At 64.2% G+C, this 14,428-nt stretch carries 10 protein-coding genes; 4 read left to right on the forward strand and 6 right to left on the reverse strand.

Features of this window, described 5'->3' with window-relative positions; all coding sequences use genetic code 11:
• Positions 1-3: 3 nt before the first annotated feature.
• Positions 4-465 carry a (2Fe-2S)-binding protein gene (locus FHS96_RS21665; RefSeq protein WP_429596704.1) on the reverse strand — a complete coding sequence of 154 codons (462 nt, stop codon included), beginning with the start codon at positions 463-465 and terminating at the stop codon, positions 4-6.
• Positions 466-611: 146 nt separating this feature from the next.
• Between FHS96_RS21665 and FHS96_RS21670 the strand changes: the two genes are divergently transcribed.
• The 3 genes from FHS96_RS21670 to FHS96_RS21680 are packed head-to-tail and all read left to right on the forward strand — an operon-like array spanning position 612 to position 4,077.
• The gene (locus FHS96_RS21670; RefSeq protein WP_429596707.1) at positions 612-1,196 is read left to right on the forward strand and encodes a biliverdin-producing heme oxygenase; all 585 of its coding nucleotides are present in this window, start codon (positions 612-614) and stop codon (positions 1,194-1,196) included.
• Complete coding sequence (locus FHS96_RS21675) at positions 1,189-3,720, forward strand: HWE histidine kinase domain-containing protein (protein WP_429596710.1); 2,532 nt, start codon at positions 1,189-1,191, stop codon at positions 3,718-3,720. Before FHS96_RS21670 ends, FHS96_RS21675 begins: the two co-directional genes overlap by 8 nt.
• 45 nt (positions 3,721-3,765) lie before the next feature.
• A complete protein-coding gene (locus tag FHS96_RS21680) occupies positions 3,766-4,077 on the forward strand; it encodes a hypothetical protein (protein WP_429596713.1) in 312 nt (103 codons plus the stop codon).
• Here FHS96_RS21680 and FHS96_RS21685 read toward each other — a convergent pair.
• Both FHS96_RS21685 and FHS96_RS21690 read right to left on the reverse strand, forming a co-directional pair.
• A complete protein-coding gene (locus FHS96_RS21685; RefSeq protein ID WP_429596716.1) occupies positions 4,062-6,050 on the reverse strand; it encodes a sulfotransferase in 1,989 nt (662 codons plus the stop codon). The two genes, FHS96_RS21680 and FHS96_RS21685, sit on opposite strands and share 16 nt — an antisense overlap.
• Before the next feature lie 71 nt (positions 6,051-6,121).
• Complete coding sequence (locus FHS96_RS21690) at positions 6,122-9,181, reverse strand: TonB-dependent receptor domain-containing protein (protein ID WP_429596718.1); 3,060 nt, start codon at positions 9,179-9,181, stop codon at positions 6,122-6,124.
• 224 nt (positions 9,182-9,405) lie between these two features.
• Between FHS96_RS21690 and FHS96_RS21695 the strand changes: the two genes are divergently transcribed.
• Positions 9,406-9,930: a hypothetical protein gene (locus FHS96_RS21695; protein ID WP_429596721.1), complete on the forward strand. Its 525-nt coding sequence runs from the start codon at positions 9,406-9,408 to the stop codon at positions 9,928-9,930.
• A gap of 92 nt (positions 9,931-10,022) precedes the next feature.
• Here FHS96_RS21695 and FHS96_RS21700 read toward each other — a convergent pair whose 3' ends face one another.
• From FHS96_RS21700 to FHS96_RS21710, 3 genes are all read right to left on the reverse strand, one after another.
• Complete coding sequence (locus tag FHS96_RS21700; RefSeq protein ID WP_429596724.1) at positions 10,023-12,935, reverse strand: TonB-dependent receptor plug domain-containing protein; 2,913 nt, start codon at positions 12,933-12,935, stop codon at positions 10,023-10,025.
• Positions 12,936-13,307: 372 nt separating this feature from the next.
• A complete protein-coding gene (locus FHS96_RS21705; protein WP_429596727.1) occupies positions 13,308-14,210 on the reverse strand; it encodes a M23 family metallopeptidase in 903 nt (300 codons plus the stop codon).
• A 14-nt stretch (positions 14,211-14,224) separates the two neighbouring features.
• Positions 14,225-14,425 carry a DUF2093 domain-containing protein gene (locus tag FHS96_RS21710; protein ID WP_429596730.1) on the reverse strand — a complete coding sequence of 67 codons (201 nt, stop codon included), beginning with the start codon at positions 14,423-14,425 and terminating at the stop codon, positions 14,225-14,227.
• Positions 14,426-14,428: the final 3 nt, after the last annotated feature.

Genomic DNA, 14,428 nt, shown 5'->3' on the forward strand with positions numbered 1-14,428 from the left:
CGATCAGCCCTCCAGCGATTTCGCGGCCGCGTGGATCGCGGCGCGGATGCGGACATAGGTGGCGCAACGGCAGATGTTGCCGTTCATCGCGAGATCGATGTCGCGGTCGCTGGGCTTGGGGATGCGGCGCAGCAGCGCCGCAGCGCTCATCACCTGGCCAGACTGGCAATAGCCGCACTGCGGTACGTCGAGCGCGACCCAGGCGCGCTTCACCGCCTCGGCCTCCCTGTCTTTCGCGCCCTCGATGGTGATGACCTTGCGATCGCCCAGCATCGACACCGGCAGCGCGCAGGAGCGCAACGGCTTGCCATCGAGGTGGACGGTGCACGCACCGCATTGTGCAACGCCACAGCCGAACTTAGTGCCCGTCAGCCCGAGTTCATCGCGAAGCACCCAAAGCAGAGGCGTGTCATCCTCCGCATCCACCGTCCGTTCGGTCCCATTTACGTGAATCGTGTAGGCCATGGCTGCACCTCCGATCTTTGTCGCAAGATGTTAACCGGAGCTAGGCTCCGGAACAAGCATGATCCTGCCATCGCGGTTTACCCCCTTGATCACGATCAAGGCCGCCGCGGTTTACACGTCAGGCGCCTCTGCTAGGGTCCGCCGCGATGAACGAGATGGCTGCGGCGCGTAACAGATCTGGACATGACGGTGGGGATGCCGCCCCGATAGCCTGCCACCTCCACCTGCGTCAGGCGACCCGCGCGGACCATGATGCGGTGGATGCCGCCTTTGGCGCGTTCGGGTTCGAGACGGCTGACGCCTATCGCCGCTTCCTGATCGCGCATGCTCGCATCCTGCCCATCGCCGAACGGCTGATAGACCCCGCGTCGCTGGTGCCGGGTTGGCAGCCGCGCGCCGATCGGCTCGCGGCCGATCTCGCCGACCTGGGCGCCGCGATGCCCGCGCCGATCGATCTGCCGCCGCCCGCCGGCACCGCCGAGCGCTGGGGTGCGCTCTATGTGATCGAGGGATCGCGGCTGGGCGGCGTGATGCTGGCACGATCGGTGCCCGAAGGCTTGCCGGCCGCCTATCTCTCGGCCGCACACCCGTCCGGCAGCTGGAAGCACCTGCTCGCGACGCTCGACGCTGCGGACGATGGCCCGGCTTGGCGCGCGGCCGCGACCCGAGGCGCGCATGCAATGTTCGGCGCATATGCCCGCGCCGCGCTGATGGATGATCTCAGTGGCTGAGATTGCCGCCGGCTTCCAGGTCGACCTGACCAATTGCGACCGCGAGCCCATCCACATCCCTGCGCTCGTCCAGCCCTTCGGTTTCCTGATCGCGCTCACCGCTGACTGGCTGGTTGCGCGCGTTTCCGCCAATATCGGCGACTTTCTCGACATCGATGCCGAAGCAGTGCTCGGACAGCCGGTTACCGCGGTGATCGAGCCCGAGGCAATCCACGCGATCCGTAACCGCATGTCGATGCTGCGCGGGCCCGACGCGGTGGAGCGGCTGTTCGACGTCGAGTTCGCGGCGGACCGGCCGCCCTTCGACGTCGCGATCCATTTTTCCGCCGGCACGATCGTGATAGAGGCCGAACCGGCGATCCCCGAGGATGTCGAGGCGGCCGGGCTGGTACGCGCCATGGTGGGCCGGCTGGCGCAGGCCGATGGGATGAACGCTTTCCTGCGCGAAGGCGCACGACAGGTGCGTGCGGTCACCGGCTTCGACCGGGTGATGGTTTATCGCTTCGACGAACAGGCAGCCGGCGAAGTGGTGGCGGAGGCGCTGCGCCCCGGTGTCGACAGCTTCCTGGGGTTGCATTATCCGGCCAGCGACATTCCGGCGCAGGCGCGCACGCTCTATCTGCGCAGCATCTTCCGGATTATCGCAGATGTCGGCGCCACGCCGGCGCCGATCACGCCAACGCTGGACGCGCTGGGCAGGCCGCTCGACCAGTCATTGTCGGTGCTGCGCGCAGTCTCGCCGATCCATGTCGAATATCTGAGGAATATGGGCGTGGCTGCCTCGCTCTCGATCTCGATCGTGGTCGAAGGCAAATTGTGGGGGCTGTTCGCCTGCCACCATCATGCCCCTCGCCTGCCCAGCTTTGCCAACCGGACGGCGGCCGAGCTGTTCGGGCAGATGTTCGCGCTGATGCTGGAGAGCCGCGAGCGGCGCGAAGCGGCGGACTATGAAACCCGCGCGCGCAGCGTCACCGACCGGCTGATGGCGACCGTCGCCGAACATGGCGATCTGCTCGCCAACGCCGACTGGCTGGGCGAGATCGTGGCGGATACGATCCCTTCGGACGGTGTCGGCGTCTATCTCAACGGCGCCGCGGCGCTGAGCGGGCTCACCCCCAACGCCGCGCAGTTCACCCGGCTCATCCAGCGGCTCAACCAGCTCGCCTCAGGCGAAGTGTTCGCCACCGACAGCATCCAGACCATCCTGCCAGAAGCGGCGGACTATGCGGACGTCGCCGCGGGGCTGATCGCGATCCCGCTGTCACGCAGCCCGCGCGACTATATCCTGCTGTTCCGCAGCGAGCGGCTCCGCTCGGTTCGTTGGGCGGGCAAGCCCGAAAAGGCGCTCGACTTCGGCCCCAACGGCCCGCGCCTGACGCCACGGAAAAGCTTCGACGCGTGGAGCGAGCTGGTCCGCGGCAGCAGCCAACCGTTCACTGTCGCCGAGCGGCGCGTGGCGGAAACCTTGCGCACCGGCATGCTCGAAGTGCTCATCCGGATGAGTGAGGAGGCCGGCAGCGAGCGCCAGCGCGCGCATGAGCGGCAGGAATTGCTGATCGCCGAACTCAACCACCGCGTGCGCAACATTCTTTCGCTGATCCGCGGGCTGATCTCGCAGACCCGCGGCAGCGCCGAGACGGTCGAGCAGTTCACCGCGACGCTGGAGCATCGGGTGCAGGCGCTGGCGCGCGCGCATGACCAGGTGACCGCCGATCGCTGGGGCCCGGCGCGGCTGACCGATCTGATCGAGATCGAGCTGGGCGCCTATGCGGGGCTGCGGCGCGACCATGTCCATCTCGATGGGCCGAACGTGCTGCTCCACCCGACCGCATTCACGACGCTGGCGCTGGTCATTCACGAACTGATGACCAACGCCGCCAAATATGGCGCATTGTGCGACAATGGCACGGTGACGATCCGCTGGACGGTGGACGGCGAGGGCGCGATGCGGTTGGACTGGACCGAGCGAGATGGCCCGCCGGTGCAGGCCCCCAAGCGCCGCGGCTTCGGCAGCACGATCATCGAACGGTCGGTGCCCTATGATCTCGGCGGCGAGGCCAGCCTGACCTATCGGCTGCAGGGGCTGGAGGCATCGTTCATGATCCCCCCGCGCCACATCGCCGGCGTCGTTCCCGCAACCGATGTACGTCGCGCGCCGGCCGCGCCGCAACCGGTAGCGCGACCGCTGGGCGGCAAGACGGTGCTGCTGATCGAGGACAGCATGATCATCGCGCTCGATGGCGAGGATGCGTTGCGCGCGCTGGGCGCCGCCCGCGTGCTCACCGCCGCCAACGTCCGCCAAGCGATGGCAGTGCTCGACACGGAGACCATCGATTTTGCCGTGCTCGACTATAATCTGGGCAGCGAGACCAGCGCCCCGGTCGCCGAGCGGCTGGTGGCCGCGGGCCTGCCCTTCATCTTCGCCACCGGCTATGGCGAGGCGGTGTCGGACGAGACGCGATTCCCCGGAGTCCGGACGCTCTCCAAACCCTATGGCACGACACAGATCGCAGCACTGCTGTGATCTGAATCACCGGCCGTGCCGCGCCGTCGGCGGTAGGCTTCCCGCATGGTGCGTATTCTCTGTCTCGCGACGCCGCTGGTGCTGCTCGGGGCGTGCAGCGAAACGGGGCACGGCCCCGCCGTGCCGCACGAGGTCGGCCTATCGGCGGATGATGTCGAGGCCTATGGGCTGGAGCGGGCATTGGCGCTCCAACCCGATGGGGGCAACTCCGATGGCGGCGACGATGCCGCAACGCAGGAACAGGCCGACATGATCGCTGCGGAAGCGCCGACCGCGCGGCCCAGATGCGCACCGGTCGAGCAGTGGTGTGGCCGTGAGGCTGTTCCGGTGATCCGTAGCGGTCAGTCGAGGCTGTAGCCGAAACGCTCCACCCAGGGTGCGAGAATTGGCAGCGCATAACGCATCTGATCCCGATAGCGCGTCCACCGCCCGCTGGCGCGCGCGTAGACCGCCTCGGTGACCTGCGCGTAACTAGGCGTACGAATATGGCCGCGATCGCGCGCGGTCTGGCGATGGTTCATCGCCCGCTCCTCCCAGTCAAGACCGAGGAAGTCGATCAAAGGCCGCAGCGTGCCTTCCGTATCCGCAACCATATCCTCGTAACGCAGCACATGGACATCAACCGGAAGGATCGACCGGCACGTCTCCCAATGCCGGAACACACGGTCATAGGTTCGGCTGGCGTTGGTAAGGTCGAGGAAGCTCGCCATCGCCTCGGTTGGCTTGAAGTTCTGCATGAAGCAGCTCAGCACGACGTCACAAGGATGGCGCAACGCCAGGATGATGCGGGCATCCGGGAACAGGCGGTGGATCAGCGGCAGCCGCAGCATCGACAGCGGATTCTTGTCGATCACCAGCTTGGCCGAGGCACCGGGCGCGCGCTTTTCCAGTTCGGTGAAGTAGCTCGCGCGCAGCGAAGCGACGGCCGCTGCATCCAGCGCGGGGATACTGCTGACGTCGTCCACTTTTGCGGCAATATGGTCGAGGATCGGAACCTCTTCCAGCACATGCGTCGCGCTGTGGCCCATCAGCATCGTATCCAGCAAGGTGGTGCCCGAACGGGGGAAGCCGACGAGGAAAACCGGCGACGGCGGCACCGCAGCCGGTGCGGCGGGCTGCCATGACCCGAACCATTCGGGTGTGATCAGTCGCTCGATCCGCTCGATATCGCGCTGATAGGCGCCGCGATCGACCGCCATGCCGAGCGGGCTCTGCGCCGCCGCGCGGTTCATCTCGTCGAACGCCTGATAGGCCTTACCGACCTCGCCCATACGATCGGCGAGTTCGCCAATGAAATGAAACAGCATCGTCGGATCGAGCGCATCTGTGCGGATGCTGCTTGCCAGCGCAAGCGCCTCTGCAAGAGCGCCGCGCCGCCGCAAGGACAGCGCACGCAAATAGTCGATCTCACCACCCACGGCGCCTGCGGCCACGGCCTGCGCAATCAGCGCGTCGAGTTCGGTGACGCGATTGCCCCGTTCAAGCAGAATGCCGAGGTTGAGATAGGCAGGCGTGAAGCGCGGCGCGAACTGCAACGCGATGCGATAGACCTTCTCGGCCTGGGCGAAATCCGAAAGGTCCGCAAAGGCAAGGCCGATCGCCAGGAAGATTTTGGGGTTCTGCGGATCGAGACGCGCCGCCGCGCCGAGCGCACGCAACCCCGTTGGCGCGTGATCGAGCGCGATCAACGTCCGCCCGAGTTCAAGCAACGGCACCGGATCCTTGGGCGCGAGCTTGGCAGCCTCCTCATAGACGAGGCACGCATCCTGATGCCGGTCCATCGAAACAAGCACGCGCGCCATGTTGAGATGAATCAGCGACGATGCCGGCTGAAGAACTCGCGCTTGCTTCAGCGCCGCCAGCGCACCTTCCAGATCGCCCATCTCATGCCGCGCATTGCCCAGGTTGTTCCAGCCCTCTACATCGCCTGGATTGGCATCGACAAACTGTTCATAGCTGGCCGCGCTCTCGTATTGTCGTCCCTGCGCCTTGAGCAATTCGGCGCGCAGCCGCAGCAATTGGGGCGATGTACCCGGTGTCACCGGGCAAAGAGCAAGCGCTTCGTCGAAGCGGTCGAGCGCGGCGAGCGCCTTGGCGAGATTGATCCGGTTGTCGGGCGTGTCAGCGCCGGCAGCGATAGCGCGGCGAAAATAATCGATTCCCGCTGCGGCATCGCCAGCGGTCGCACAAGCAACACCGAGCAGCTGCAGCACCGCAGCATCGCGAGGCCGATCACGCAGCGCCGCCTCCCCCTCGATGCGGGCGGTACGGATATCGCCGCGGTTGAAGGCTGCGATCGCCGCCGTCAGCCGGTCGGAAGTCAATGTCATGCTTCGGCCCTAATAAAAAAGGGGGCGGAGAACCAGTCCCCACCCCCAACGGTATTCACGTCCGGCTGCGATCAGAAGCGCAGGCGCGCCGACACATAGCCGCGACGGCCGATAACGTCGTACAGCGACGGGTCGGTACCCGACTGCACGTTGGGCGCATAGGTCGGCGGCTGGCGGTTGAACGCATTGTTGACGCCGATGCGGAAGGTCAGGTTGTCGATCGTCGTCTCCGCGGCGAAGTCGAAATACCAGACGGTGCCAGGTCCGTCGAAGCTCTCCCCGATGAACTGCTTGGCAGCGCGGTTCTGCATCGAGTCGATGTAGCGGATGCGGCTGCTAAGCGTGATCGGGTTGAGCGCCCAGGCGACGTTCGCCGTACCGCGCCAGCGCGGGAAGCTCGTGCCGAGACCAGCGCCGAAGTAGGAAGCGGTGCCGGCATAGTCGGTCTTCAAGCCACCCAGACCCTCGACCTTATAGTCGATCAGGTAGTTGACCATCAGGCTGAGGTTCAGCGCCGAATCCTCGTTCACGAAAGCCGTCGGGAGACGATAACCCAGCTGGAAGTCGATACCCGAGGTCTTAACCGACCCCTGGTTGACATTCTGGAAGTAACCCGTTGCCGGATCGCCGCCAAGCGCCTCCGGCAGGAAGATCGCAGCGATGTTGCCACCCTGACGGAAGATACCACTGCAGAAGTCGCTTTCGGTATCAAGATCTGCGTTGATGTTGTTGTACCCGTAGCAGGACGCGATGATCTCGTTCACGTCCGGCTGGAAGATCGTGTCCTTGATCTTGATGTTGTAATAATCAATCGAGCCGGTGAAGCCGAGCGCGGTGAACACAGTACCGATGGTGAACGCATCGGAGGTTTCCGGCTTAAGGTTCGGGTTGCCGGTGGTGGTGATGAACGCCTGCGCGCCCGGCGTTGCAACGAAGCTGCTAAGCAGGGACGAGTTGAGACCGGTCGCCTGGCAGAGCGCGGCGGCCGCCGTACCGCCATTCTGGCGGAACTGGGTGTTGGTCGAGCAGGGATCGAAGATCTGCGGGAAGCCACCGCCGCCCGAGAACAACTCGCCGAAGTTCGGTGCGCGAACCGAATGCTGGTAGCTGCCGCGGAAGCGAACCTCGCGGATCGGCGCCCAAGTGAGCGTGCCGCCGTAAGCCCAATCCTTCGAGGGCGCGCCATCGACACCGTTCTGGATGTCGTTGAAGTCGCTCTTCGAATGGCGCGCGGTCAGAGACAGTTCGAGCGTGTCGGCCCAGCTCTGGTCCTTGGCGATCGGAACCAGCAATTCGCCGAAGAAGTCGGTGAACTTGTTGGTGCCGAGGTCGGGCGTGCTGGTGTTGAAGCCGGCGATCGGGCCGAACAGTGCACCCGGATCGAAGGAGTAGCGGAACTGACGCTGCTCGAAGCCTAGCACCATAGAGAGAGCGCCGGCGGGAAGCTGGGCGAGTTCACCCGAGACATAGGCCTGGGCGATCTTCTGGGTGAACTTCGTAGAGGTGAAGCCGGTCTCATCGACATAGGCAACGCACTCTGCCGAAAGCGGCTGGATACCGAAGGGGTTAAAGCCGCCTTCGCAGATGCTGGCACCGCCATCGGGCGCCTCGAGCAGTTCCTGCACGCGCTGCACGTTGACATTGCCGCTCGCCTGCTGGTCGATCGTGGTTTCGCCCCAGCTGTAATACGCCTCGTAGCGCCAGCCCTGGGCGATTTCGCCGCGCAGACCGACGAGGCCCTGGAGAACCTCGTTGTCGAACTGCTGCTCGCGCAGGCCGGTGCCGAGGAAGCGGTAGCTGAGCGGGAAAGCCTCGTTCGCACCTGAACCGGCCAGGAACGCGTTATCGCCGGTACGGGTGTTCAACAGCGTGCGAAGATCGGTCGGAATAAACGGATTGGTCGTCGGGACGACAAGACCCGAGAACGTACCGCCGGGCAACACAAGCGCAGAACTCGCCTGCAGCGCGGAATTCTCGCCGGGCGCCTTGATATTGGTGCCAAGCGGCGTCGGCGCGAGCGCGCTGAACGACGTGTAGTCGGTGTAGCCGGCCTGGACGAAGAAATCGAACGAGGGGCTGATCTCATAATGGCCCTGCAGGAACGCAGATTTGCGCTCCAGCGGCAGGACCAGGATGTTCACGATATCGAAGTTGTAGGTGTAGAAATCCGGGAAGAAGTTCAGGTTCGGGTTAGCTGCCGAAGCGAGGTCATACCGGAAGTTCGCCACATCGCGCGGATTGTTGAACGTACCGATGCCGAACACCGACTGATCGGAGTTGAAGCCGATCAGGCCCTCGGTCGGAATGTCCTTCGCGGCAACGCCGTAACCGGCGAACAGCGCGTTGATCGCGGACTGCGCGATCGGGTTGCCGGCAACCGCCGTGTAGCGGCCGGTGGGGAAGGTGCCCGTAGTCGAGGTCGCCTGCGAGGCGAAGGCGCGCTGCGCCTTGATCAGCGATTCACGCTTCGAATATTCGACCGAGAAAGCGAGGTTGCCGCGACCATCGGCGAAGTTGCCACCGATCGTGCCGCTGATCTGATATTCGCGCGCGTCGGTTTTCGGGATCGAGTTCGAATAGGTGGCACGCAGATCGAGCCCTTCGAAATCATCCTTCATGATGACGTTGACGACACCCGCGATGGCATCCGCGCCATACGCGGCGCCGGCACCACCGGTGGTCACGTCGATGCGCTCGATCAGGCCCTGCGGGATGGTGTTGAGGTCGACCGTCTGGTCCGATGCCGACACCATCGGGCGGCGACCGTTGACCAGCACCAGGTTGCGGTTCGAACCCAGGCCACGAAGGTTGATGTTCGACTGGCCGTTGTTGCCGGGGTTGTTCGACGTGGTTGTACCCGCCGGATTCACCTGCGGCAGAGTATTCAGGAAGGTGTCGAGCGTGATGTCAGCGTTGGCGACGACCTGCTCACCAGTCACCACAGCGACCGGGCTGTTGGATTCGAGGTTCGGGCGCACAATGCGCGAACCGGTGACGATGATCGTATCGCTCGATTCATCGGCCGCCTCGGGCGACGTGACTTCCTGCGCGGCGGCAGGAGCCGCGCCCAGAATCGCGCACGTCAAGACGGTAGACGCGAGAAGCTTCTCGCGCAGAGACTTGTTCAGCATTGTCATCCCCTTTTCGACCAACGGGCTGCCCCCCTAGGTCAAAGCATTTCGTCGAACGCAGTCGCGCGTTCGTCATGGGTTAAGGTCTAGAGTCTGCCGAAAGCGCTTGGCAATGATCCCCGAGGGTTGCACCGCACAAAGCGGCGGGACTGTAGCGCGTTTGCCACAGTATTGCGCTTCGGGGGCCGATCGGCACAACTATTCGCCCCGATAAGGAGGATATGATGCTGAAAAGGCTGGCCGGAACGGTGCTGATTGCTTGCGCGACGCTGTCGTCTCCGGCGGTTGCGGAAGATTCGGCAAAGCCCTCGCCGCTGATCGACGTGATGGCGCGCTGCCGCGCCATCACAGACGTCGCAGAACGTGCCGCTTGCTATGATGGTGCGTGGGATGCGCTTACTGAGGCGCGCGACCGCAAGGAGGTCGTCATCCTCGATCGCGAGGACATGCGCCGCACCCGACGCGGCCTGTTCGGCTTTGGCACGGTTCGCCTACCCTTCTTTGGCAACGGCGACGACGAGAAGGAAACGCCCAAGAAGATCGAGTCGAAGATCACGAGCGTCTCGCAGACCGGCTTCGGCCGCTGGCGCATCGTCATCGAGGACGGGGCCGTGTGGGAAACGACAGAGAATATTGCAAACTTCGTGCCGCGCAAAAGCCAGTCGATCGTGATCACTCGCGGCGCAGTGACGAACTACTTCGTCAAGGTCGGCGGTGGCCGACTGATTCCCGCACGCCGGACTGGCTGAGACGTTCCCCAGTCGGAGCAACGGCCGCAGTGAACAAAAAAGGGAGGCGGCAACGCCGCCTCCCTTCAGGAGTTCGATTATGCAGGTTCAGATCAGAACTTGACCTGGAAGCCCGCATAATAACGGCGACCGAACGGATCATAAGTATCCGCGGCGGTTTCCGTGCCGGTGATGTCCGAAGCGAAACCGCTCGGCAGGAACGGCGCATTGACGTCGAACAGGTTGTCGACGCCGATGAAGAACTCGAACTTGCGATCTTCGCCGATGCCGGCGCGGAACTGCACGTCGTTGTAAAGCTTCGCCTTCACGCTGTTCAGTTCGTCGAGCGCCGCATCGCCATAGCCGCCCAGCGTATCCTGGATCTTGCTGAGGTAGGTTGCGGTCCAGCTGACGGTGTACGGGCCGGCCGAATAGACCGTCCGCGCCGTCGCCTTGTGCTTGAAGCCCGCGCCCAGACGGCCGTCCCCGTCGAGCTGCCCCTTGTTCTCCTCGAGCGGCGAACCCGGGAAGGAACGCTTTTCGAGCTTGATCAGGTAGGTGTAGCCCAGGTTGAAGTCGATGCGGTCGTTCTCGACGAGGCCCAGCCCGCGCATGTAGCGCAGGTTGGCGTCGACGCCGCTGGTACGCAGATCAGCCACGTTGATCAGCTGCGAGTTGATCGTCAGCAGGCGGCCATTGCGCGCGTCGCGAATGACGTTGTTGCAGAACGCCGGATCGCCGGTTTCAAGGCAGCTGCCGATCGAAACGGTGCGCGGCACGGTGTCGATCGCGTTCTCGACCTTGATGTCGAAATAGTCGAGCGTCAGGCTGAGACCCGGAATCGCGCGCGGCGCGATGACAGCACCCAGAGTCAGCGTCTTGGCAGTCTCTTCCTTCAGGTTGAGGTTGCCGCCGTCGAAGCCGTTGATGCTCTGCAGATCGGCCTGGTTGTAGAAGAAGGTGCCATTGGCCGACTGTGCGAGGTTAGCCGAAAAGCCCGGGAGGGCACGGCAAGCCGCCGCCTGTGCGTCCGTCGTCCCGCCGGGGCGACCATTCGCCGACACGCCGATGCAGGGATCGGAAATACCGGTCGGGAAGGTTTCCGAGGCCGCGGAGAACAGCTCGAAGATGTTCGGCGCACGGTTTGCTTCGGCATAGTTGCCACGGAAGCGCAGGCCTTCGACCGGTGACCATTCTGCACCGGCATTCCAGCTGAACACGCCGCCGACCGTCGAATAGTCGGAATAGCGCGCCGCGCCGGTCAGGCCGAGATAGTTGAAGAAGGGCCGATCCGCGAGCAACGGCACATTGACTTCGCCAAAGGCTTCCCAGACGTCGAACTTGCCGCGCGTGTCGGGAATCATGTTGCCCGAATTGCCGCCGGTGTTCGTCAGGATGTCGAGATCGTCGACGCTCGACTCGCGGCGATATTCGCCACCGAGCGCGACCGCGAGGTCACCCGCGGGCAGCTTGGCGAGCGTGCCCGAGACGCTGGCGGTCACGACATGCTGGGTGTTCTTGATGTCTTCGGACTTCGGAACCACCGCTTGCACATAGGAGGAGGCGGCCGCCGACGCGGTGTTGTAGCCGAAGATGTTGATCGGCACGCAGCCCTCGGCACGCGCCGCTTCGCTGCGGCAGACGGCCTGACCGTTGACCATGATCGAATCGAGCGCGTTGCGATAGCGCGCGCTGTCGATGTCCTGGCTGCGCGTCGAATCCTTGAGCTGGCCGAAGACATAGCCGACGTCGAACTTCCAGCTTTCGCTGATGTCGCCGGTCAAGCCGGTGGCGACGCGCCACGTGTCGCGATCGTTGGTGTTGCTGCGGTTGAACACCTCGTTCTGGCGACGACGGAAGCCCAGCGACGTCACGTCGTTGCTCGGATCCGCATCGCCGTTGCGGGCCGCGATCAGTGCCTGGATCTCGGTGGGAATGAAGGCATTGGTGATCGGAATGCCCTGACCATCCGAATAGAGATCGGTATAGTCGAGTGCGGTCGGCTCAAGCTGCGAGCTCGACTTCACCTTGGCGTAAGTGACTTCCGCATAGGCGCGGATGTTGTCCGTCACGTCATAGTTCAGGATCGCGCTGGTCAGGTAACGCTCGACCGGGGTCGAAATGCGACGCACGCCATTGCGGTTGAAGCCGGCACCACCGCCCGCGACCACATTGTTCTGCGGGTCGAAGGAGAAGAGCGAGCCACCGTTGAGCAGCGAGACGGGATCACCCGCGCTGTCGAGGAACTCATAGCGCCCCTGGGCCGAGTAGCTGCTGTAGGCTGCTGGGCCGCAGAGGTCATACAGGCAATCCTGCGACGAGATACGGCGCTTGCGCGACAGCAGGCCCTCATCCTTGTCGTAGGAGAAGTTCACGATCACATGGCCGCGATCGTCGGCGCCGAAGCTGGTGCCGCCGGTCAGGCTCGCGAGGTAGCGCGCATTGTCGCCGCGGCTGGTGAGGCCATATTGCGCACGCGCCGAGAAGCCCTCGAACTCATCCTTGAGGACAAAGTTGACGACGCCCGCGATCGCGTCCGACCCATAAACGGCCGAGGCGCCGCCGGTGACGATCTCGACGCGATCGATGAAGTCGGTCGGGATGTTGTTGATGTCCACCGCGGAGGTGCCGGCGAGGCCCGCAACGAAGCGGCGGCCGTTGACCAGCACCAACGTGCGGCTTTCACCCAGGTTGCGCAGGTCGATCGTGGCGACGCCGTTGCCCGAGGTGAGGAAGTTGGAGTTGGTGCGGCTGTTGCCGATGCCGACCTGCGGCTGCTGGTTCAGCAGATCCTGCACGTTGGTCGCGCCGGTTGAACGCAGCGCTTCCTGGCCGAGCACGGCAACCGGCGACGCCGATTCAAGATCCGTGCGGCGGATGCGCGATCCGGTGACGATGATTTCCTCACCGCCAGTGGCGGCGGGATCCGAAGCCGGGGCTTCCTGGGCGAAAACGGGAGACGCAACCAACGCGAAACCGAGGACCAGCGGCGCAACACCCGCGCCCAGCCGGCCCTTCAAACTCATAGCATTCATTCTACGCTAAACCCTCAAAACATAGTTCCGAGGCGCGGCTTACCTGCCGCCCCCTTTCGGACCGCGGCCGCTGCGACATTTTTGTGTTGGAGACCACGGATGCGGGGTGTGTGCGCGGAATGGTTCCATGCTGTAAACGGTTTCGAACAAAAACCGTGACATTGGTTACGACCTGTGACGAATGTGCAACAGGACCGGCGCATCTTTGTAATTATATTACGTGCACATTGAACACTTGGCGACCGGCGCTTTAAGTATAACAAATTAGAACCAGCAAATAAACGCAATCCTGGATTAATAATAACTTCCTATCCAAAGTGGATAAAAATCGATCAAATTCTGCTTCAAATTCCGCGCCAGATCTCAGCGCGCCATCGGTCCCGCCAGCAGCAGTGGATCGATACGCGCGTCGCGCCACTTCATGCTCCAATGCAAATGCGGACCGGTAGCGCGGCCGGTGCTGCCGATCTCACCGATCTTCTGACCACGCCGCACCACATCGCCCTCTTTCACGTCGATCTTGGAGAGGTGGAGGAAGGCGCTGTTGAGGCCCATGCCATGATCCAGCATCAGCAGCCGGCCCTCAAGCGTAAAATCGCTCTCTGCCGCCAGCGTGACGACGCCATCCGCGGGCGCCACCACCGGCGCGCCGGCGCCGCCCGCCACATCGACGCCGCTGTGGAAGGATCCGGGCTCGCCGCGATAGATGCGCTGCGCCCCGAACAGGCCGGAGATGCGCCCGCGCGCCGGCCACAGGAAGCGTTGGCGCCAGCCATCGACATCATGATCGACCGAACGCGCGGCGTTGATCCGCGCCAGTTCCGGTGGGCGGCGGCGCTGGAATTCTGCGCTGGGCTGCGAAACCTTGGGCAGTGTCGAGAGGTTCTCGATCCGCCATGCGCGCGGCGCGACGGAAAGCGTCTGCCGCAGGGTGCGGCCGGCGACGGTGGTTGCGACCAGTTCGGCGCTGGTGCCGAAATCCCTGCCGAACGCGATCAGGAAGCGGCCGTCCTTCGCCAGCGGGATCGGTTTGCCGTCCAATGTCAGCGCGGTGGTGCCGGCGGGCGCGGTGCCGAGTACGACGCCGCCTTGGCTAACCGCGCCCTCAAGCGCAAAGTCGGCCGTCTCCGGCCCCTCGGTGGCCCGCTGCGACAGAGTCGGCGGCGTCGGCGGCAGAACCCCCGCCTCGATGCGCGGCGAATTTTGTGCGGCTGCGGGGATCGCAGGCCAAAGTGTCAACAGGATCAGCGGCCAGTGGGCAAGCAACCAGCCGCCATGCCTCACTGCGCAAGCTCGCGCTGAACCGAGATCTCTGCGGACGCATAGGGCTCCTGGCGCGTGACGCTCCAGTAGCGGAGCGCTTCCAGCGGGATCTTATCACCGCTCACTGCGCAGACGACATGGTCGCCCGCTGCCAGCACGCGAAACCCGTTGGCCATATAGTGGAGCCGCGCCGGGCGGCTGGCCTGTGACATCAGCATATC

The organism is Sphingomonas zeicaulis (genome assembly GCF_050433225.1).
GTDB lineage: Bacteria > Pseudomonadota > Alphaproteobacteria > Sphingomonadales > Sphingomonadaceae > Sphingomonas_D > Sphingomonas_D zeicaulis.

What these genes read in the sequence shown, in the direction of transcription:
- FHS96_RS21695 (WP_429596721.1), top strand. Translation starts at nt 9,406, where the DNA reads ATGCTGAAAAGGCTGGCCGGAACGGTGCTGATTGCTTGCGCGACGCTG.
- FHS96_RS21700 (WP_429596724.1), bottom strand. Translation starts at nt 12,935, where the DNA reads ATGAGTTTGAAGGGCCGGCTGGGCGCGGGTGTTGCGCCGCTGGTCCTC.
- FHS96_RS21690 (WP_429596718.1), bottom strand. Translation starts at nt 9,181, where the DNA reads ATGCTGAACAAGTCTCTGCGCGAGAAGCTTCTCGCGTCTACCGTCTTG.
- FHS96_RS21680 (WP_429596713.1), top strand. Translation starts at nt 3,766, where the DNA reads ATGGTGCGTATTCTCTGTCTCGCGACGCCGCTGGTGCTGCTCGGGGCG.
- FHS96_RS21710 (WP_429596730.1), bottom strand. Translation starts at nt 14,425, where the DNA reads ATGCTGATGTCACAGGCCAGCCGCCCGGCGCGGCTCCACTATATGGCC.
- FHS96_RS21685 (WP_429596716.1), bottom strand. Translation starts at nt 6,050, where the DNA reads ATGACATTGACTTCCGACCGGCTGACGGCGGCGATCGCAGCCTTCAAC.
- FHS96_RS21670 (WP_429596707.1), top strand. Translation starts at nt 612, where the DNA reads ATGAACGAGATGGCTGCGGCGCGTAACAGATCTGGACATGACGGTGGG.
- FHS96_RS21665 (WP_429596704.1), bottom strand. Translation starts at nt 465, where the DNA reads ATGGCCTACACGATTCACGTAAATGGGACCGAACGGACGGTGGATGCG.